Origin of the sequence: Nonomuraea sp. NPDC050394 (assembly GCF_044459065.1) — a bacterium.
Lineage (GTDB): Bacteria > Actinomycetota > Actinomycetes > Streptosporangiales > Streptosporangiaceae > Nonomuraea.
Window position 1 is genome coordinate 55269 of sequence record NZ_JBITIO010000025.1, and the last position, 16331, is coordinate 71599.

The 16331-nt window shown below is 67.5% G+C and carries 31 protein-coding genes; 5 read left to right on the forward strand and 26 right to left on the reverse strand.

Translation table 11 applies throughout. From position 1 onward, the window contains the following. Positions 1-51: 51 nt before the first annotated feature. From ACIBKY_RS51215 to ACIBKY_RS51250, 8 genes are read right to left on the reverse strand one after another with little or no spacing between them, the layout of a single operon-like run. Complete coding sequence (locus ACIBKY_RS51215; protein WP_397109305.1) at positions 52-1575, reverse strand: recombinase RecT; 1524 nt, start codon at positions 1573-1575, stop codon at positions 52-54. Further along, the gene (locus ACIBKY_RS51220; protein ID WP_397109307.1) at positions 1572-2507 is read right to left on the reverse strand and encodes a YqaJ viral recombinase family protein; all 936 of its coding nucleotides are present in this window, start codon (positions 2505-2507) and stop codon (positions 1572-1574) included. The genes ACIBKY_RS51215 and ACIBKY_RS51220 overlap by 4 nt, the downstream gene beginning before the upstream one ends. After that, complete coding sequence (locus ACIBKY_RS51225; protein WP_397109309.1) at positions 2504-2962, reverse strand: hypothetical protein; 459 nt, start codon at positions 2960-2962, stop codon at positions 2504-2506. Before ACIBKY_RS51225 ends, ACIBKY_RS51220 begins: the two co-directional genes overlap by 4 nt. Beyond that, a complete protein-coding gene (locus ACIBKY_RS51230) occupies positions 2955-3359 on the reverse strand; it encodes a hypothetical protein (RefSeq protein WP_397109311.1) in 405 nt (134 codons plus the stop codon). The genes ACIBKY_RS51225 and ACIBKY_RS51230 overlap by 8 nt, the downstream gene beginning before the upstream one ends. A 2-nt stretch (positions 3360-3361) precedes the next feature. Next, positions 3362-3550 carry a hypothetical protein gene (locus ACIBKY_RS51235; protein WP_397109312.1) on the reverse strand — a complete coding sequence of 63 codons (189 nt, stop codon included), beginning with the start codon at positions 3548-3550 and terminating at the stop codon, positions 3362-3364. Next, positions 3550-3879 (reverse strand): hypothetical protein, encoded by a 330-nt coding sequence (locus tag ACIBKY_RS51240; RefSeq protein WP_397109314.1) that lies wholly within the window; start codon positions 3877-3879, stop codon positions 3550-3552. The genes ACIBKY_RS51235 and ACIBKY_RS51240 overlap by 1 nt, the downstream gene beginning before the upstream one ends. After that, positions 3876-4235: a hypothetical protein gene (locus tag ACIBKY_RS51245; protein ID WP_397109316.1), complete on the reverse strand. Its 360-nt coding sequence runs from the start codon at positions 4233-4235 to the stop codon at positions 3876-3878. The genes ACIBKY_RS51240 and ACIBKY_RS51245 overlap by 4 nt, the downstream gene beginning before the upstream one ends. 25 nt (positions 4236-4260) lie before the next feature. Continuing rightward, positions 4261-4704, reverse strand: coding sequence for a helix-turn-helix domain-containing protein (locus tag ACIBKY_RS51250; RefSeq protein WP_397109318.1), 444 nt, complete (start codon positions 4702-4704; stop codon positions 4261-4263). Between the two features lie 174 nt (positions 4705-4878). On the opposite strand from ACIBKY_RS51250, the gene ACIBKY_RS51255 reads away from it, so the two are divergent. Then, positions 4879-5379, forward strand: coding sequence for a hypothetical protein (locus ACIBKY_RS51255; protein ID WP_397109320.1), 501 nt, complete (start codon positions 4879-4881; stop codon positions 5377-5379). A gap of 13 nt (positions 5380-5392) precedes the next feature. Here ACIBKY_RS51255 and ACIBKY_RS51260 read toward each other — a convergent pair whose 3' ends face one another. The 3 genes from ACIBKY_RS51260 to ACIBKY_RS51270 are packed head-to-tail and all read right to left on the reverse strand — an operon-like array spanning position 5393 to position 7049. Next, a complete protein-coding gene (locus ACIBKY_RS51260; RefSeq protein ID WP_397109321.1) occupies positions 5393-6370 on the reverse strand; it encodes a hypothetical protein in 978 nt (325 codons plus the stop codon). A 17-nt stretch (positions 6371-6387) separates the two neighbouring features. Then, complete coding sequence (locus tag ACIBKY_RS51265) at positions 6388-6663, reverse strand: hypothetical protein (RefSeq protein ID WP_397109323.1); 276 nt, start codon at positions 6661-6663, stop codon at positions 6388-6390. 50 nt (positions 6664-6713) lie between these two features. Then, positions 6714-7049, reverse strand: coding sequence for a hypothetical protein (locus tag ACIBKY_RS51270; protein ID WP_397109325.1), 336 nt, complete (start codon positions 7047-7049; stop codon positions 6714-6716). A 314-nt stretch (positions 7050-7363) separates the two neighbouring features. Between ACIBKY_RS51270 and ACIBKY_RS51275 the strand changes: the two genes are divergently transcribed. After that, positions 7364-7597 (forward strand): hypothetical protein, encoded by a 234-nt coding sequence (locus ACIBKY_RS51275; protein WP_397109326.1) that lies wholly within the window; start codon positions 7364-7366, stop codon positions 7595-7597. 15 nt (positions 7598-7612) lie between these two features. On the opposite strand, the gene ACIBKY_RS51280 is transcribed toward ACIBKY_RS51275, so the two are convergent. The 3 genes from ACIBKY_RS51280 to ACIBKY_RS51290 form a co-directional block, all read right to left on the reverse strand. Next, positions 7613-7801: a DUF397 domain-containing protein gene (locus ACIBKY_RS51280; RefSeq protein WP_397109328.1), complete on the reverse strand. Its 189-nt coding sequence runs from the start codon at positions 7799-7801 to the stop codon at positions 7613-7615. Further along, positions 7795-8643 (reverse strand): helix-turn-helix domain-containing protein, encoded by an 849-nt coding sequence (locus tag ACIBKY_RS51285; RefSeq protein WP_397109330.1) that lies wholly within the window; start codon positions 8641-8643, stop codon positions 7795-7797. The genes ACIBKY_RS51280 and ACIBKY_RS51285 overlap by 7 nt, the downstream gene beginning before the upstream one ends. Before the next feature lie 183 nt (positions 8644-8826). Then, positions 8827-9246, reverse strand: coding sequence for a GntR family transcriptional regulator (locus tag ACIBKY_RS51290; RefSeq protein WP_397109331.1), 420 nt, complete (start codon positions 9244-9246; stop codon positions 8827-8829). A 134-nt stretch (positions 9247-9380) separates the two neighbouring features. Between ACIBKY_RS51290 and ACIBKY_RS51295 the strand changes: the two genes are divergently transcribed. The 3 genes from ACIBKY_RS51295 to ACIBKY_RS51305 all read left to right on the forward strand — a co-directional run bounded on the left by ACIBKY_RS51295 (position 9381) and on the right by ACIBKY_RS51305 (position 10413). Continuing rightward, positions 9381-9671, forward strand: a complete 291-nt coding sequence (locus ACIBKY_RS51295) for a hypothetical protein (RefSeq protein WP_397109333.1) — start codon at positions 9381-9383, stop codon at positions 9669-9671. Continuing rightward, complete coding sequence (locus ACIBKY_RS51300) at positions 9665-9967, forward strand: hypothetical protein (protein WP_397109335.1); 303 nt, start codon at positions 9665-9667, stop codon at positions 9965-9967. Before ACIBKY_RS51295 ends, ACIBKY_RS51300 begins: the two co-directional genes overlap by 7 nt. A 242-nt stretch (positions 9968-10209) precedes the next feature. After that, positions 10210-10413: a hypothetical protein gene (locus tag ACIBKY_RS51305; protein ID WP_397109337.1), complete on the forward strand. Its 204-nt coding sequence runs from the start codon at positions 10210-10212 to the stop codon at positions 10411-10413. Positions 10414-10508: 95 nt separating this feature from the next. On the opposite strand, the gene ACIBKY_RS51310 is transcribed toward ACIBKY_RS51305, so the two are convergent. The 12 genes from ACIBKY_RS51310 to ACIBKY_RS51365 form a co-directional block, all read right to left on the reverse strand. Then, on the reverse strand, positions 10509-10787 hold the full coding sequence (locus ACIBKY_RS51310; protein WP_397109339.1) for a hypothetical protein: 279 nt from the start codon (positions 10785-10787) through the stop codon (positions 10509-10511). 20 nt (positions 10788-10807) lie between these two features. Beyond that, positions 10808-11431 (reverse strand): hypothetical protein, encoded by a 624-nt coding sequence (locus tag ACIBKY_RS51315; RefSeq protein ID WP_397109341.1) that lies wholly within the window; start codon positions 11429-11431, stop codon positions 10808-10810. An 81-nt stretch (positions 11432-11512) separates the two neighbouring features. Beyond that, positions 11513-11905 carry a hypothetical protein gene (locus tag ACIBKY_RS51320; protein WP_397109343.1) on the reverse strand — a complete coding sequence of 131 codons (393 nt, stop codon included), beginning with the start codon at positions 11903-11905 and terminating at the stop codon, positions 11513-11515. A 64-nt stretch (positions 11906-11969) separates the two neighbouring features. Next, positions 11970-12446, reverse strand: coding sequence for a DUF6166 domain-containing protein (locus ACIBKY_RS51325; RefSeq protein WP_397109345.1), 477 nt, complete (start codon positions 12444-12446; stop codon positions 11970-11972). Next, positions 12443-12838: a hypothetical protein gene (locus ACIBKY_RS51330; RefSeq protein WP_397109347.1), complete on the reverse strand. Its 396-nt coding sequence runs from the start codon at positions 12836-12838 to the stop codon at positions 12443-12445. The genes ACIBKY_RS51325 and ACIBKY_RS51330 overlap by 4 nt, the downstream gene beginning before the upstream one ends. Positions 12839-12848: 10 nt before the next feature. Next, positions 12849-13085, reverse strand: coding sequence for a DNA-directed RNA polymerase subunit alpha C-terminal domain-containing protein (locus tag ACIBKY_RS51335; protein WP_397109349.1), 237 nt, complete (start codon positions 13083-13085; stop codon positions 12849-12851). Then, a complete protein-coding gene (locus tag ACIBKY_RS51340) occupies positions 13082-13396 on the reverse strand; it encodes a hypothetical protein (RefSeq protein WP_397109351.1) in 315 nt (104 codons plus the stop codon). The genes ACIBKY_RS51335 and ACIBKY_RS51340 overlap by 4 nt, the downstream gene beginning before the upstream one ends. 58 nt (positions 13397-13454) lie before the next feature. Beyond that, a complete protein-coding gene (locus ACIBKY_RS51345; protein ID WP_397109353.1) occupies positions 13455-13817 on the reverse strand; it encodes a hypothetical protein in 363 nt (120 codons plus the stop codon). Beyond that, positions 13814-14101, reverse strand: coding sequence for a hypothetical protein (locus ACIBKY_RS51350; RefSeq protein WP_397109354.1), 288 nt, complete (start codon positions 14099-14101; stop codon positions 13814-13816). The genes ACIBKY_RS51345 and ACIBKY_RS51350 overlap by 4 nt, the downstream gene beginning before the upstream one ends. A gap of 43 nt (positions 14102-14144) precedes the next feature. After that, positions 14145-14555: a hypothetical protein gene (locus ACIBKY_RS51355; protein WP_397109356.1), complete on the reverse strand. Its 411-nt coding sequence runs from the start codon at positions 14553-14555 to the stop codon at positions 14145-14147. Positions 14556-14617: 62 nt separating this feature from the next. Continuing rightward, positions 14618-15337, reverse strand: a complete 720-nt coding sequence (locus ACIBKY_RS51360) for a DUF2786 domain-containing protein (RefSeq protein WP_397109358.1) — start codon at positions 15335-15337, stop codon at positions 14618-14620. 64 nt (positions 15338-15401) lie between these two features. After that, positions 15402-16007: a hypothetical protein gene (locus ACIBKY_RS51365; RefSeq protein WP_397109359.1), complete on the reverse strand. Its 606-nt coding sequence runs from the start codon at positions 16005-16007 to the stop codon at positions 15402-15404. Positions 16008-16331: the final 324 nt, after the last annotated feature.

The window sequence follows — 16331 nt, forward strand, 5'->3', positions numbered from 1 at the left end:
GGTGAGGGGAAGGTGCTGGGCCCCGGGCCGGGGCCCAGCACGGGGGGGGGGTTACGGCTGGTGCTTTTCGGCGCGAAGCTGCTCCAGGAACGCGGCCAGTTCGGCGGCGGTGGCCGCCAGGTGGGAGACGCTCATCGCCTTCTCGAATCTCTTGGTCAGCTGGGGGATGGTGCCGCCGCGTGCCTGCCACTCCGCGCGCACCTCCGCGACGACGTCGGCGCGCACCAGTTGGCCGTCATCGCGCGGCGTCTCCTGCTGCTCGGTTGATTCCTTGAGGCGCTCGTAGTGGTCGATGACCTCATGCGCCTGCGCGGGTGTGACCTTCGTGCGGGTTGTGATCTCGACGCCGACGACGTCGGAGATGGCGGTCCGCACGTCGTTGTCGTCGGTGATGCCGCGCTCGGCCAGCAGCGCGTGAAGCTTGTTCATCTGGCCGCGGCTCGCTCGGTTGGCCTGCTGGGCTGCGTCGTTGAGGGCGTCTGCGCGGTCGCTGGCCTGCCTCGGCATGTCCGCGATCGGCCCCCGCTCCGGCGCCGGGCGGCCGTCCTGGACGACGTCACCTTCCATTGTTGGAAGCGGAATAGCTTCCAACCTGGCGATGACGCGGTTGGCCTCGTCCTCGGTGAGCTGCCGGGCGGACTTGGCCTCGCCGATCGTCTCCTTCACCAGGGCCAGCGCCTGTTCCTTGTTCAGGCCGCGTTCGCGAACGAGTTGGATGATGCGCCTGTCCTGGTCGCCGGTGAGCCCGCCGGTCGGCGGCCGGCGAAGGGTCACGGACTCGCGGATGGGCTGTGTCGGCTCTGTCTCCTCGGGCTCGATCCGCTCGGTGACGCGGGCTGGATCGGCGCTGGGGTCGAAGTCCGTGCGGACGCCCTCGTCCACCGCGAGGCCGGTCGCCAGGTCCAGCGCCACCGGTATCGACTTCACGAGCCGAACGCGGATCATGGTCTTGCGGCCCATCTCGTTGAAATGGTCCCGCCAAGGGCCCACGACGCCGCCGTCCTTCTTGGCCATGGCGTACTTGTCGCGGTGCTCCTGCATCTCGGCCTGACTCATCGGCTCGGTCAGGATGCGCTGGGTTCCGTACTCCCCCTGAATCTGGGCCAGGGCATAGAAGCCGAGGACCGGGCCACGGTCCGTGCCCAGCGTCGGCATCCTGTGGACGAGCAGATCCTGGCCCAGGTCCATCTCGAACATGTCGCCTCGGCGGACAATGTTCGACTGGACGGCGACCACCTTCGGGTGCCGGTAGGCCAGGTCGGAGTAGCCGCGGTAGCCGATGATCACCTGCGCGTCGGTGCGCCTCTCCTTCCAGTTCTTCATCGGCAGCAGCCACGCATGCCCCAGTCCTGCGACGCCGGGGCGCAGGCCCAGCTGGGCGCACGTCATCAGGCCGCCCAGGACGGACGGGATGAAGCACTCGGCCAGCTTCGGCGTGACGCGTAGGCAGTTCAGTGCGTCCTGCTTCAGCTGGGCAACGGTCACGCCTCGGGGCAGGACGGCCTCGAACTCGTCGGTTTGACGGCCGATGCGGGTGTTCATCTCTTCGATAAGGGCGGGTAGGCGCTCGCTCACGCGGCTTCCTCCTCGGTGGGCTCAGGGGGTGGCAACTTGTCGAGGCCGGGGTCCGGCTTCACGTAGGGGCGGCCAGCGCTGGACAGCTGCCGGATCGCGTAGGGGCGGCCACCGTGTACGGCCCGGCGGGCGGCCCCCATCCGGTCGGCGACCTTGGCCATCACGAGGCGTCGTCGGCTATCGGCGGCTTCGACGTCGAGCACGACGGCGTGAAGCTCGTCCGCCAGGTCCTTAGGCAGCTCGACCACGGCGTTGCGGTCAATCTGCGGGTGCAGTCTGCGCACCGTGGCGTAGGTGGCGGGGTGGTCGTCAAGCTCCGGCCGCTCGTCCCAGAACACGCTCGCGAGGAAATCCTCGGCCGCGTCACGCAGCAGCGCCGCCTCGTCCGGGTCGTAGTCGATGACGTACTCGCGGAACTCCAGCCGCTCCCCCAGGACGGCGAACCTCCACCGCTTCACGCCGAAGGTGTCCATGTACCAGACGACCTGCACCCGGTAGTAGAGCGGCACCTGATCAGTGCCGGGGTGTCCCCAGCCGGAGGCGTAGGAGTCGGCGTCGGACTTGAACTCCGCCCCTTCGACGAGGACACCGTCGCGCCAGCAGAGCGCGTCCGGGCTGCCGAGCTGGTAACCGCGATCGGCGTGCACGAACGTGCCGCCCGCCGTGACCTTGAACTCGGGGTGCTGATCGGCGAACCAGGCGCGGATGCTCGGCTCCAGGTAGTGGCCGCGTTCCTGCGCCCGGGTCGACGACTCCGGGACAAGCAGCCCCTGCTGCAGGCACCACTCGCTGTACGGCGACGCCCACGGCGACTTCCCGATCACCGCGGCGATCGACGACCCTCCGAGCCGGCCGCGCCGGATGCGGCGGCCGCGGCGGCTGTCGGGCCGGTACCGGCCGAGGTAGCGGGCGGTGCCCGCGTCCCTGGTCAAAACGGTGGCTCGTCGTTGAAGAGACCCCTTGGCTGTTCCGCGTCGCGGCGGGGGCTCGGCAGCTCCAGCGTGAACGGGCCGTAGCGGCGCTCGGCCTCGGCCAGTTTGAGATTGCCTGGATATCGTGCGCCGAACTCCGCGTTGAGCGCGACGTAGCCGTCCGTGCAAAGTCGGTCGTTGGCTTCGCAGTCGGGACAGTCGATGTCGACGGCCAGCCAGCGTTTCCGATTGTGGTCGCGCCACACATCCCCTGGGACGGGCGGCCAATCGACGGAGGCGACCAGTTGATGCCCCGTGTTGGGGTCGTCGGTGCGGAAGTAGACGTTGGCCATGTTGGCGCATCCCTCGGTGCTTGCGGCTCCGAAGCGGGCCGGGTCCTTGGGATCGATGTAGACGATGCGGCAGGTGCGGGTGACTGTGACGACGTCACCGAGGCGGTACAGGGGCTCAGCCACGGCCAGCCTCCTGACTGGTGCGGGCCTCGCTCGGGACTTCCAGCCGGAATGGGCCGTACAGATGGTCGGCCTGCGTGAGTCCTTTCTCGTCCTCGTAGCGGTGGCCAATCTCGGACGTGAGCGCGATGCCGAGGCCATCGTCGTCCGCGGCGTGAGCGAACCAGCGCAGACCACCGCCGGTCCACACGTCGCCCTGCAGCGGCGGCCACAGCGCCGACGTCACCAGCTGATGCTGGTCAACAGGCTGGTTGCTGCTGAACATGAGCGAGAAGAACTCGCCGGTGCTGCCCTCGACTTCGACCAGGACCATGGTCGGCTCGTCCGTGCCGGTCTTGGTGACACGACCGACGTAGGTGATCTTCACCAGGTCGCCGACCTGGTAGACGGGTGCGGTCATGGTCAGCTCCTCTGCTCTTGGCGGTAGGCGAGGTTGTCGGCGTGCGTCAGCTGCTGCTCGGCCGGGTTCGCCGCGTCGCGGTACGGCGGGAACGTGGAGTACGGATGGGCGCGGTCATCAGCGGTGATCGCGTCCGTGTAGGCGAGGATCTCCTCGTCGGACGGGTGGCCGAACGTGGGGCGGCGGGCCATCAAATCTGCTCCGGCCGCTTGGGCAGCCGCTCACGGACGGCTTCGAGCAGGTCGAGGTCGAGACGGATGAGGTTGCTGCCGTTCTGGGCGCGGACCTGCTCCTCCAGGTGGGCGGTCAGGTGCCGGAGGGGGCCTTCGGTCCGGGCGGTGATCGCGGCGCGGACGGCGTCCATCACGTCCTTGCCGACGACGATCAGGCCGCCGCTGCCCTGGGCGCGTGCGCCTTCCTCCAGGAGGGCGATCAGTTCGTCGAGAGGCATGTCGTGGGCCGCGCGCAGGATGCGGCGGCGCAGCAGCCCGGTTTCGGGGGTGCCCGTCGTGGTCGTCAACGGACACCCCCGGCGGGGGACGCGCTTACGGCTACAGCGTCGCCGTGGGGGGCGGTGCACTCCGCGCGGGCGTCAGGCGTGATGAGGTTGAGGAGGTCGAGCAGTGGCCGCCACGACACAGTTTTGATTGCGGAATCGCTTCCAAGAATGAGTGCGGACTCGGCTTCGGCTGGGGCGGGTGCAGGCAGGTGGGCGAGCCAGGAGCCGTCCGGCCGGGCCGCGTACGCGATGTACGACGGCAGGCTGAGGCGGTGCCGCTGGTAGCAGACGATGACGCCGGCGGCGTGGACGGCGGTGATGGTCCAGGTGCCGCCGTCGGTGGTGAGGACGCGTTTGACGGGGTCGAGATGGGACATGTGGGCTCCGGTGTCGGGCGAGGGGCTATCGGATCGCGGGGTGGTAGGACTCTGCGAGCAGGCGGGTCACCTCAGCGCGCGGGATGAAGTGGCTGCGGGCCCCTTTGCTGCTATCCAGCGCGTTGGTGTGGATCAGGGCGTACACGTAGTAGTGGCTGACGTTGAGCGCTTCGCCGACTTCGGCGACGGTCAGGTGGTCGTCGTCGGGTTTCTCGGCGACCTTGGCGGTTTCGAGGTAGCGCACCAGTTCGGAGTGCGGGATGCGGCGGGTTTTGCCCTGCAGCTGGTAGTAGCTGATGCGGCGATCTTTCATGTGTGCGATGACCGTTTTGCTGGAGTAGCCGCTCGCGCGGGCGAATTCCGCAACGGTCAAGAGATCGACGTTGTCGGGATCATGAGACGGAGGGGAGTCCCCCATCTCATGGTCATCAACTCCCTGATGATCATGGTGCTTGTCGTCTGCGGTCACTAGCAAACTCTAGCGGTTTCTGCGATTTACCAACAGTGGATCTGCACACAATTCCGCAGAAACCGCTATTTAAGGGTGATCTGTGCAGATCGTATGGGCGGAAAACGCAGAAACTGCTAGCCTGGCGCCCATGGTCGCGCACCACCGCGAGGCCGCAGCCACTGGAGGACAGTCGTGGCCACCACGCGACCGCCCGAAGCCGAACTCATCCACACCCGCCGGATAGCAAGGCTCGAGAAACTCACCGTTCAAGAAGCCGCCCGCCGCGCTGAAGATCTCAGCGGTGAACGGTTCGCCGAATCCACCTGGCGGCTCATCGAACGCGACGGCAGCCGAATACCCGGCAAACTGGCCCTCATGGCCCGCGTTGTCGGCAACATCACCCCCGAGGACTTCGACGCCATCGGCAGACCAGACGCCGGCGACGCCCTGCGTCTGGACCAGCAGCAGCGCGAGGCCCCACCCAGCGTCACGGACGCGGTCCGCGCCCAGATCGCCGAAGAATTCCGCAGCTCCATGCCGGACGAACTGTGGGAACTGGCCCAGGCCTACAGCGACATCGACCAGCTCGACGCCTCCCCCGAGCAGCGCGCCGCGATGAAGGCGGCGTTGCGCGAACATCTCGCGTCCGGGCAACGCCTGCACGACAGCCACCTCAAGATGATCAAAAACTAGGGGTCTCCCCCAGTTAGCTTGCCTGGCTCAATGGAGAGTCCAGCGCAGGCACCAGCTTGTGTTGCGCCGCATACACGCCGAGCTGGAAGCGCGTGGTCACGCCGCACCGCTCCATCAGCGCCTCGATCCGGCGGCGAACCGTCCGATCCGAGAGCATCAGGCCTCTCTGCAGCTGCCGATCCGACGCTCCGCGCGTGAGCAGCCACAAGATTTTCAAGTCCTCATCCGACATCGGCGCCTCGCTGGGCCGGGCCCCTTGGGCTACCGACCCCACCGGCATCGCCGCCTGCCAGCGTCGTTCGAACTGCTCAACGAGCACATCCATGATCGTGCCCGGACGAATCAGCAACGCAGATCCGTCTTCATCGGGGTGCCGGGCCGGATACTGCGGCACCATGCCGAGCTGCCGGTCGCCGATCACCATCTTGTGGTCGAGGTGCTTGGTCATGCGGATCTCGCACCCGATGCCTTCGGAGTGCTGCAGCCCCGCCACCGCGTCCGGGTCGTCGAGCACCTCCTCCTCCACGATGATGCGGCAACAGGCCAGATGAAGGTTGGGTATGCCGTCATTGCCGATCATCCGCTTGAACGGCGCCGTATGGAAGGCAAGTACCTCGGTGCGCGCCGTGTCATGGATGCGCTGGAACGCCTCTCGCATCTGCGCCGGGTCCGCGAGCACATCGACACTCCCCTGCTCGACGGGCACATGGTTGGCCTGCAGAAACAGCTGATCCATGTCCGGCAGCAGAGCGCGGAGCCGCTCCAGCGCCGCCTGCCATTCCAGCATGGCGGGCGCCAGGCCCAGCGACGGTTTGCACGCCCGCACCGGGTCCACCCCCATGACGAGGCCCCGCTTGCGCAACGACGTCAAGGCTGCATGGGCCTGCTGACCGTACTGGTCCAGCAGGTCGGGCCTGGGCTGTGGCCCAGAAGCAAGGAGCAGGAGGTAGACCTCCTGCTCCAGCTGATCCAGCCCGAGAATCTCCAACATTGAGCCCCCTGGTGTGCTCAGTTGTCCCGGACAGCGGCGGCCTTTCTGCGAAACCGGGCTGCGTGTTCGACCCCGAGCGCATACGCGGCCACCAGTTGGCGGCCCTCGACGTGCCGCCGCCAGGCGAGCACCGTCACGGGTACGGCTACGCCTGCCGACCACATGCTGATCTGCACGAGCGTCTGCCAGGGGCTGGCGTGCAAGGTGACGCTGAGCATGCCGGCGACGATCGTCGTGAGCCAGCACGCCGCCGCGGTGTTGGCCAGCAGCTGTGTGCTGCGCGGATGGTTCATGGGGGGCTCCAGGGTTCGGAGAGGAACAAGGGCTGGAACACGGCTGGCGATTACCAGCCGCCGGTGTGGCCCTGCGGCGCAGCGGGCGCCGACGACGACGTGGCCGTCGTGGTGGTCGTGTACGTGACCTGCTTGACGGTCTTGGTCGTGAAGGTGCCGTCGGCGTTCTTCGTCGTGGTGACCGTCGTCGTCTCGGTGCGCTGTTCCTGCGGCGCCGTGGCGCTGTTCGCGGCCGGCTCCCCGGACGGGCTCGGCTCGGGCGTCTCGGTCTGTACCGAGGTGGGGGCCGCAGACGGGTCTGGCTCCTGGGCGTGGGCGGCACCGGCCATGGAAGCGATGAGCACCGAGCCTGCGGCAATGGTCAGCAGGCGGGACGCAAAAGTCATGGATCGTTCCGTTCGCGAGAGATGAGGGGAAACGGCACAACGTCACCAGCAGCCCCCGACGTGTGCCAGCGAAGGGCCGTTCATGTTTCCTCGCAAGGGTAGATCCCTGTGGAGCGGATGTGTCAAATGTTGCACGTGACCGATTTCGGCGGGGCCGGAACCGGCCACGAAATACATGAAATAGGTAACAATTCCGTCCCGACGCAGGGTGGGGCGCAGACGGTAGATTCTTCCGATGCGATAGTGGCCCCCGCGCGAGATAGGCCAGACCCCTATCTCGTCACACGGGGTGACGGACAAAGGAGCAAAGACGCATGTCGCTCATGACGGGGGCCCTGGCCATCATCAGCGGAGCAGCGGCTGCAGCCGCACTGCTCACCTCGGCGCTCCTCACGCCGGGAGCGCTCGCCCTCGCTGTGTTCGGCATCTCGCTGCCCACGTGCACCATCGCGCTCCTGCGGCTGGCCCGCCACCGGCTGACGCCCGAAGATGCCTACCAGCAGGGTCTTCGCGAGGGCGCTCCGACGCAGCCGGATCACCCTCGCTAAGACGGCCTGGTGCTGCTACGGCAGCGCGAACTCGCCGTCTTTGGCGCCCAGCTCGAACGCCGTCCACTCCCGCTCGGTGAAGCGCAGCACCGGCCCGCCGCGGTCCTTGCTGTCGCGCAGCTCGACGACTCCCCCGGCGAGCCTGACCTCCACGCATCCCCCGGACTCCGAGTGGGGGCTCTTGCCCCAGTCGGGTGTTAGCACGCTGTCTCCTTCATGATCTGTGCGATGAGGTCCGCTGACTCCGTGACCGTGAGGGCCTGCTGCGTCAGCACCCCGAAACGGCGCTCCCACTGGTCAACGTGCGGACCCTCCTCCATGATCGCAGCAGGGCCTCCCTCGCAGTACAGGCGGGTCGGGAGGTCAGGAGCCGTCAACAGCACGAACGATCCCATCAGGCCGGCGTGCTCGTGCACCTCGGCCGGCATCACCTGGACGGCGATGTGCCGCTCGCGGCCTGCGGTCAGGAGCCGCTGCAGTTGCTCGCGCATCATCTGCGGGCCACCGAGGCGGGCACGTAACGCGTGTTCACCGACGACGACCTCGAGGTCAGGCGGATCATCGCACCCCAGAATCCACTGGCGGGCGATGCGAGCGCGGGCGATCATGGCCACCGTGGACGGCTCGTCCCACGGGTGTACGGCGGCGATGACGGCGCGCGCGTAGTCGCGGGTCTGGAGGAGGCCGGGAATCAGCTGGGGCTGCCAGGTGCGGATGAGGCGGGCCTCAGTCTCCAGCGACACATACGGCACCGGCAGGACGCGTTCGTAGTCCTTCCACCAGGATCGCTGGTGGGCTGCGGCCAGCAGCTGCAGGCACTCGGTCCGGATGGGTTCGTCGGCGCCGACGCCTAACGCGTCGAGGAGCCGGTGGACATCGCCGGCCATGACGCGTTTGCGGCCAGTCTCCAGGGTGCCGACCTTCGCCGTCGACCACGACACCAGCTGGGCGACCTCGGCAAGCGTCAGCCCCCGCTCGATTCGCAGGCCGCGCAGGCGCTGCCCGAGCATCTCCAATCGGAGAGGTGGGCTAATACGCGTCGGCATGGCACCAGATTGTTCCGCCTCAGATTTGTCGGCATAAGGGTGCCCTGCACATCTTGATGTGGATGTGACAGAAATTCTGCCGAAGCGGTAAACCATCGTGCCTGTTTGCGCGTCTGGAATTGCCGCTATGGCACACTCTCGGCCGGAAGGTCGTTTCGCTGCGCAGACGAAACGGCCTTTCCCCTATTTCTGACCTGGGCGGAAGTGCACCTTGTGCCCATCGGCGGCGAGCAGCCGCACGTCATCGCCCTCCTCGACGATCAGCACCGGCACACCCGTCGCGGGGATGCCGAGCTCGCGGGCCTCGGCCGGGTCCGGCATCCGCGCGGACACCCACGCCTCGCCGTTGATCTCCACCTCGACCTGGTCGACCGGCTCCACAACGAAGCTCCCGCGGCCCTTCTGGGTGCGGATGAGACCTTCGGCACGCAGGACGGCCAGCGCTTCCTCGACAGTGGCGACGCCGACCTCGTGCTCGGCGGCCAGCTGGTGCAGGGATCTCAGCTTCACGCCCGGCGCCAGCCTGCCCGACTTGATGTCGTTGCGGATCACGTCAGCGAGCTGACGGAACAGGGGCCGGTCCGCGTGCGGGTCGAGAGTCACACAGGAATCGCATCAGGGCTATAGCGCCGTCCTACTTTAGCGTCTAAGCGCTTTAGCGCTAAGGTTGACGAAAACAGCGAAACCCGAGACCGGAAGATCACTACCCCATGACTTCCCGCGCGCCAGCCCCTCATGTGAAAGCACCCGTCTATGAGCCGATCCCGCAGTTCCTGGTGCGGCTGTACGGCCCCCGCCAGTGGGTCGCCGTCTGGCCCAGGACCCCGTGCCCGGCCTGCCGGATCCGTGTCCGGCGCATCCGGGCCGTCTGGGCGGCCGAGTGGAAGCGCCCCCTGGACGCCATCGAGATCGCCAGTGACCTGCCTCAGCGGATCACCTCCTCCCTGTATGTCGGCCTGCAGGCCGAATGCGCTTTCGCCCGCATCCGCCGTAACCTCGTCGCGGCTGGTCGGCGGCGGCCATGGTGACCTCTGCCTCCGACTGGGTGAGCACCTTCTACGACGACCCGGCGCAGGCGCAATCCATGTGCGACCTGCTCATGAGCGTCCATCCCGGATGGGTCATCTGGCGTGGACCTGACCGGTGGTGGCGGGCCCGCCGCCGCTGCTGGCCGGGCCACGCCCTCGACTGGACCAGCACCCGGGCGGGCGTCCTGAACTACTGCATCCACCTGGACGAAGCGACCCGCGTGACGGCGGCCGCGGGCCCCGCTCGTGAACCCCACGCCTGGACTGCCCGTGGCTGCCGGGACGAGGTGAGGTAGCCGTGGCCACGCCCACACCGGAGCCGCAGGACTCATCGGCCGAACCCGAACAGGAGACGCCGGCACCTGCCGCGCCTGTGGCGAGAAGACCGCGGAAGCCGAAGGTTGTGTCGGCTGCGCCGAGCATCGCAGCGGGCTTCACCGCGGTGCGCGCGGCGGATGGAAGGACTGCCCACATCTTCCGAGATGGCAGGAAGTGGACCCGGCGCAGTTGGTCTCTCGATACGCCATGGGATGAGTCCGTGCTCAGATTCCTGATCGCTGAACTGAACTACGACCATGGCGGTCGGGAGGCTGCGCGCGGCCAGCGACGCGACCACACGTTCACGCAGAGGGAAATCAAGGCCGCCAAGGCGGCGAACATGGACCTCGTGCACGTCGAGCGTGAGCTGAGAAAGGCCGCCTACTCGATGCTGCTCTACATGATCCGCGGCGGCAGCGACTAGCTGCGGCCCACACGCGGAACGGCCCCAGCCTTCGCGGGGAAAGCTGGGGCCCGCCGCAGCAGGTAGTTGTGACACTCACCCACCTTTGCCGGACTTTACGCCTTCTCCTTGGCTTCGGCGACCAGCTCCGCGACCTTACGCGGAGTCATGCCCGTGATCTCCTGGATGCGCAGGCGCGGCACCAGTGACTTGCCTTCCGCGTTGGGAACATCGACCGGCGGCCCCGTCACCTTCACGATCGCGGCATGCCACCGCGCCTCTGCCTCCCGGTAGAGGGCGGTCTCCTGTTCCAGGAACGTCTCGGCGGCTTGGCGCTGATCCGCTGGTGCAAGCCGGCCGGGGTTGGGCGCCATGGGGCGCCGGGGCGCGTTCATGGCCACATCGTAAACGAAGCTCATTGCGATTCAACCTCGACCATTGAGGTGACTTTGGCGAGGTATTCGTCGTCGGTCCACAGCGCGCTGCAGCCGCCCACGCGCACATCGCATTCGATGTAGGTTTCGCCTGACGTGCGGATGAGCGCCCGCAGATCGCAGGACGGGCACGGACCGTCAAGTTCCACGACGTGCACGCGCCACGGCGCGAGCCGGTGCGCGACGCGCCGCAGCTCGTCCAGCTCCGCGCACATGTCGTCGATCCACGGCCGGGTGGTGGCCCAGTCCACGTGCCGCTCCAGCCACGGAGCCACCTCGTCCACGGTCGTGACCGCCGGGTACGTCAGGCCGCGGTGCTCGGCGATCAACCACACCCACGACTTCAGCACATCGCCGATGCGGGCCTGGTGGTCGATCACGTCGATGCGGACCGGCACCGGCGCATCCCGCGAACCGGAAACCTTCGGCCCGGCGCCAGCGCCGGGGGCGAGGTGGTGGCCCAGCCACCGCTGCAGCGTGGGAGTGATGCCGATGTCGCGGCGCAGGCGGCTGGTACAGCCTGCACAGATGAGCCGGCCGGTGTCGGCTTCGCGAGGTCCTTCTTGCCCGCCGCAGCGGGGCCCGATGCACAGCGATGTGGTCAAGCGGCGTCCTTCCCGTGGGCGAGGCCCGAGCCGTCATTCTCGGATGCGTAAATGCTTCCGAGAATGACGGCTGTTGACCAGCTACGATACGTCCTCCTCGGCGGCGGCTCGTAGCGCGGCCACGATCTCTTCCAGTGTGCGCCCAGCCACGTCGGCCCACTGGTCCGCGATCGTGCTCATGAGCCGGTCGTGGAGAGTTCGGCCGTCGGACAGGCCGTGCCGGATGAGGTAGTCGGCGAACTTCTCCGCGGCGGTCTCCGCGGCGACGCCGTTGGGATGCTGCGTCCACAGGTTGCCGGGAAGGATGTCGCAGGCAAGAGCGATCGCGCCGATCGGGCATACGCGGCAGTTGCGGATGTCGACGCCGCCTTCCGCTTGACGGTGGTCTACGAAGAAGCCTTGGCAGTGGCCGTTGGCCTCCTGGATGTCAGCTGCACGGGCGAGGACGGCCCGCCAGTTCAAGTCGAGTTCCACCGTGTTTCCTTTCTCATTCGGGCGGCCGGCCGGGCGGCGTCGGCCGTGGTGGTGATGCGGGCGCTCAACAAGGCGTCTGCTGGGTGAACCAGGCCACGATCTCCTCGCGCGGCATCGTCCATTCCTCACCCCATCGGGCGACGAACTCCTCCTTGAACGCCTGGTAGTGGATGGGGTGCACCCGGGTGCCGTCGTCGCAGGTGCCGCAGCTCATGATGAGCTCGGGGTCGACGGCGGGCGCCTGGTCGGGGTCGTACGGCTGTTCGGTGATCTCTTCGGTGGCTTCGTCGAAGGCGAGCACGATCTGACGTGTTCCTGCGCAGGCCGTACAAGTGGCGGCATCGCCGAGGGCTGCCATCAGCAGCGAGCGGGCGCAGTCAGCTGCTCCGGACCCGAGGTAGCCCCAGCTGAGGCCCGTGGGTGAGTGCCGGGGCAGGTGAGTGACGACGCCGAGTTGCTGCCCGGCCTCGTCCTCGACGGCGATGAACGAGCCGCCGATCTCGCGGCGGTAGCCGTGGTAGATGACGTCGAGGCTGGTCATGACGCTCCAGAAACGGGTGTGCCGGGCGGGCTCAGGTGGAACTGGGCGGTCAGCATGGCGACGATCTGGCGGGCGGTCTCCCGGTCGGCGTCGGGGTCGTGCTCCTCGATGGGCGTGACCTTCGTGATCCGGGAGTCCTTAGCGTCGAGGTCGAACTCGTCGTCGACGGCGAACAACTCGGGGTACGGTCCGGGGTCGAAGTCCTCTTCTGCGGCCCTTTCCGCGCATTCGCTGGCGGCGCGGTAGATGGTCACGGGGTTCTCATGCTGGCCATTGACCGTGGTCGAATCGATGGACACGGAGGTGTTGTCGCCGTCACGCGTGAGGCCGAGCAGGCCGACGACGTGCTGGATCTCCTCGCGAGTGATGTAGGCGCTGATGTTGGTGCTCACCGGCGGCGGCTCACTGCTTGTCTCCTGTCAGGTCGGTGAGCGCCTCGACGAGCGTGGCCAGCCGGCCAGCGCCGAACTGCGGGATGTCGAGCAGCTGGTCGTAGGTGCGGGCGGCGAGGTCGCCGATCGTCTTCACACCCTCGGCCTTCAGCGGCTTGGTGACGTGCCACGTCAGCGTCGGCAGCGCCTCCTTGATGGGCGCGCTGTGGTCGAGGCCGGTCTTGGCGATGAGGTCGGCGAGGGTCACAGCTGCTCCCAGACGCCGGTGTTGGTGTTGAGGTAGCGGATGGACGCCGAGCCGGTGTCGGCCTTGGCCCAGTCGAGCGGCTTGAACCACAGCTCGCCGCCCTCCTGGCCGGGCGGGACGATGATGCGGCCCGCGTAGTCGAGGTTGCCGTCGCCGTCGTAGAGCGTGAAGTGACTGCCCTGTCCGCTGCGGAGCGCGGCCCGGAGATGGTTGCGCTCGGCGCGGGTTCCGCTGCCGCGCACGTACATGTGGCCCTTGTAGTTGCCGCCGCAATGGTCGGCGGTGATGATCCAGCCGTAGGGACTGGCCATGATCGTTCCCTTCTGAAGGTAGACGCGGCGGGAATGCACGACCCCCGCCGCCGGGTGGTCAGCGGCCGTACGGCCAGTTGCCGGGGCCGTGGATGCGGATCTGCGCCTCTTCGGCGGCAGTGAGCACGTGCGTCAGGAGCTCGTCGACGCCGTCGAGGTAGCTGCGCAGGAGGCGGTGCCAGCCGTCGAGGATGAGCGGGCTGCCGTGTGTGCCGGGGACGGGGACGGCGATGAGGGGAACGGTCAGATCCACGGTCTTGGCGTGCTCGCGGTCGATCGCAACGAGCGCGCCGAAGCCGCCCCACTCGGCCGGCTTCACTCGGCCGATCGGCACGCGGTCGGCGACGATGTTCTTCGCCGCGGAGACGTCCCAGGCGTACGGGCCCCAGTGGAAGACCTCGCGCCGACGAGTCGCGATCATGGCTGCTCGGGTGGGCTGAGATACCGAACGATGGTGGCTGCCCACTCCGGCCGGAGCTTGCTGTGAGCGGTGGTGAGGTAGGCGTGAGGGTCGGCGGGCTGATGGCCGTTGAGCTCGATGTCGGCGATCGCGCTCTGCTCGCGGATGTGGGCGAGGTGGTTCCGGAAGGACTGCCAGTGCCCCTGCTCCAGGGTGGCCAGGGCCCGGCCGAGATGTTCGATCATGCGGGAGATGGCGATGGCGGACAGCGCTTCGCGCTCTGGTTGTGCAGCGCTACGGTTCATGTCGTCGCTCCGGTGCCGGGCGGGTGGCGGATCTCGGCGGCGTTCACTCGGGGCTCCGGTAGGTCTCCTCGACGGCGTCCTGTAGATCGCAGATGAGCGAGACCGCCTCGTTGGGGGTCAGGAGTGTGCCGGGCAGGTGCAGTTGGACGCTGGCGCCGGTCCAGGCGGCCATGCCGTTCTTGGATTTCAGCCGTTCGCTTGCGCCGACCGGAGGTGCGGGACGGTCGGCGCAGCAGGTCACCCACCCCTGCAGCAGGGTCTCGGCGAAGTCGCCGCGCACGTGGAGGATGAGGCCGCCGTCTTCATCGCGGGTGAGGGCGAGAAGGTTGATCCGGGTATGGCCAGCACCTTCAGGATGATTGGCGGAGATGAGGGGGACGGCGCTGCCGTAGTGCGTGGCCAGGTGCTCGATCGCCTGGACTGCGCCGTGGACAGTGGTCAAGTCGAATCGCATCGAATGGGATCCTTCGGAAGGAGCAGGCGGCTGCGCCGTTCGGAGCAGCCGCCAAGAGGGGGTTAGCGCAGCGCGGCCCGGGGAGCCGTACCAAGGCGAGTGCCGCCGATGTCGGCGCGGGCGCCGGCCTCGATGCCGCTCAACAGGCCAGCGGCATCAACCGGCGACTTGATGTCACGGAACTTCGGGTAGGCGTCGCTGAACATGCGGCTGACGATCTTGTCGCGGTCGAGCAGGGCGATCGTCGTGCTGGTGCTCGTCAGTTCGGCTTCGTGCCTGGCCCGCTGCTCAGCCTCTGCGATGCGTCGGGCAGCCTCGTCGGCGAACCCAACCAGCCATGCATGCCGGAACGCGCGCGGACGCCGGTGCCCTGCGGGAATGGGCTGCCGGTGCAGGCCCGTGAACATCTGCAGGAGCAGACTCGTGTAGAGCAGTTCGGCACGCTCCATATCGGAGCTGAAGCCGAACACCTCGACCTGGGACGGCCGCCCGCTCCGGCCGCTGCCGAGGACGAGGCATTGGCAGCGGAGCGCCTCGGCGACTCGATAAATGAGACGGATCTGTTCGTTCGCCCATGGGTTGTAGGCGGAGATGATGCGGCGGTTGGGCTTGTCGCTGTCGGGATGCAGGTGTCCAAGTTGGGCGCGCTCGATGCCGTACTTGGCCATGAAGTAGGCGGCCTTCTCCATGAAGGTTTCGCGCTCGCCCTCGTGCGTGGTGCTTTCCGCCTGGGCAAGCAGCCTGCGGATGCGATCGAGGGTCTTGTCGGAGGCTGTGGTCACGGGCTTCCGTTCTTGGTGTGGGATGGCCGCGCCGGGGTTAGACGAGGCCGGGGATGTGCGGCGGCTAGTGACGGGTGGCGTCGCGGTCCTCGTCGGTGAAGCCGCCGCCGCGGGTGATGGTGCGGCTGGTACGCGTGAGCGTTTCCTCGGTGCGGTCGGTGCCGTAGTGGAGGGTGTTGCCTCGGTCGAAGCCGAGGCCTCCGGCGACGGTGAACGTGTCGGGAGCGGCACCAAGGTAGAAGAACTTCCAGCCGCGCTTGGTCTGCTCCTCGATGAGGTGGCGGATCTGGGTGCGGGAGCGCCATTCCTGGGAGGCGTTTTCGGCGCCGTCGGTGAGGATGACGACGACGGTCTCGGCGGGCTGCTCACCGTCAGGCATGGCGTCGAAGTGGGCGCGCATGTCGGTGACGGTCTTGCCGATGGCGTCGAAGAGGGCCGTGTTGCCGCCGGGGTGGAGGGTGTAGTCCACGACGTCGGCGAGGGCCACGTACTCGTAGACGGGGCCGTAGTGGTGGTCGAACTCGTAGAGGGAGACGAGGGTCTCGCCGGGGGCGTTGTGCTGCTCGGCGAGGAATGCTCGCAGGCCGCCTTCGGTGTCGGCCTTGATGGGGTACATGGAGCCGGAGCGGTCGAGGATGACGGTGACCTGGCGGCGGGTGGGGTGAGGCATGAGCGGTTCTCCTGACGTTTAGCTTTGGAAGCATTTTCGCTTCCGACAATGATGCTCTGCGATTCGGGAGGTGCGAGGGAAGACACTTCAGTCTTTCAAAGGTCGTAGTGATTTCGCAACAACCATCGCGGGTTCTTCTTTGCGCGCTCTACGGTGTGCGAGCGGACCGGTACTGGAGGGAGAGCGCTTCGAGCTCCTGGTTGCTCTGCGGTGATCCTGGGACGCTTGGGAGGGGGTCAGGAGTACTCGACAGCGGTAAGGAAATCGCGAAATCGCTCTCGTGAGGTTGCGGAAAACCGAGAAACGTGGCATCTGTTGTCCCAC

Excerpts from the sequence above, each read along its gene's own strand:
- ACIBKY_RS51230 (WP_397109311.1), bottom strand. The coding sequence starts at position 3,359 with ATGACCGCACCCGTCTACCAGGTCGGCGACCTGGTGAAGATCACCTAC.
- ACIBKY_RS51235 (WP_397109312.1), bottom strand. The coding sequence starts at position 3,550 with ATGGCCCGCCGCCCCACGTTCGGCCACCCGTCCGACGAGGAGATCCTC.
- ACIBKY_RS51245 (WP_397109316.1), bottom strand. The coding sequence starts at position 4,235 with ATGTCCCATCTCGACCCCGTCAAACGCGTCCTCACCACCGACGGCGGC.
- ACIBKY_RS51260 (WP_397109321.1), bottom strand. The coding sequence starts at position 6,370 with ATGTTGGAGATTCTCGGGCTGGATCAGCTGGAGCAGGAGGTCTACCTC.
- ACIBKY_RS51265 (WP_397109323.1), bottom strand. The coding sequence starts at position 6,663 with ATGAACCATCCGCGCAGCACACAGCTGCTGGCCAACACCGCGGCGGCG.
- ACIBKY_RS51270 (WP_397109325.1), bottom strand. The coding sequence starts at position 7,049 with ATGACTTTTGCGTCCCGCCTGCTGACCATTGCCGCAGGCTCGGTGCTC.
- ACIBKY_RS51275 (WP_397109326.1), top strand. The coding sequence starts at position 7,364 with ATGTCGCTCATGACGGGGGCCCTGGCCATCATCAGCGGAGCAGCGGCT.
- ACIBKY_RS51285 (WP_397109330.1), bottom strand. The coding sequence starts at position 8,643 with ATGCCGACGCGTATTAGCCCACCTCTCCGATTGGAGATGCTCGGGCAG.
- ACIBKY_RS51300 (WP_397109335.1), top strand. The coding sequence starts at position 9,665 with ATGGTGACCTCTGCCTCCGACTGGGTGAGCACCTTCTACGACGACCCG.
- ACIBKY_RS51310 (WP_397109339.1), bottom strand. The coding sequence starts at position 10,787 with ATGAACGCGCCCCGGCGCCCCATGGCGCCCAACCCCGGCCGGCTTGCA.
- ACIBKY_RS51325 (WP_397109345.1), bottom strand. The coding sequence starts at position 12,446 with ATGACCAGCCTCGACGTCATCTACCACGGCTACCGCCGCGAGATCGGC.
- ACIBKY_RS51340 (WP_397109351.1), bottom strand. The coding sequence starts at position 13,396 with ATGGCCAGTCCCTACGGCTGGATCATCACCGCCGACCATTGCGGCGGC.
- ACIBKY_RS51345 (WP_397109353.1), bottom strand. The coding sequence starts at position 13,817 with ATGATCGCGACTCGTCGGCGCGAGGTCTTCCACTGGGGCCCGTACGCC.
- ACIBKY_RS51350 (WP_397109354.1), bottom strand. The coding sequence starts at position 14,101 with ATGAACCGTAGCGCTGCACAACCAGAGCGCGAAGCGCTGTCCGCCATC.
- ACIBKY_RS51355 (WP_397109356.1), bottom strand. The coding sequence starts at position 14,555 with ATGCGATTCGACTTGACCACTGTCCACGGCGCAGTCCAGGCGATCGAG.
- ACIBKY_RS51365 (WP_397109359.1), bottom strand. The coding sequence starts at position 16,007 with ATGCCTCACCCCACCCGCCGCCAGGTCACCGTCATCCTCGACCGCTCC.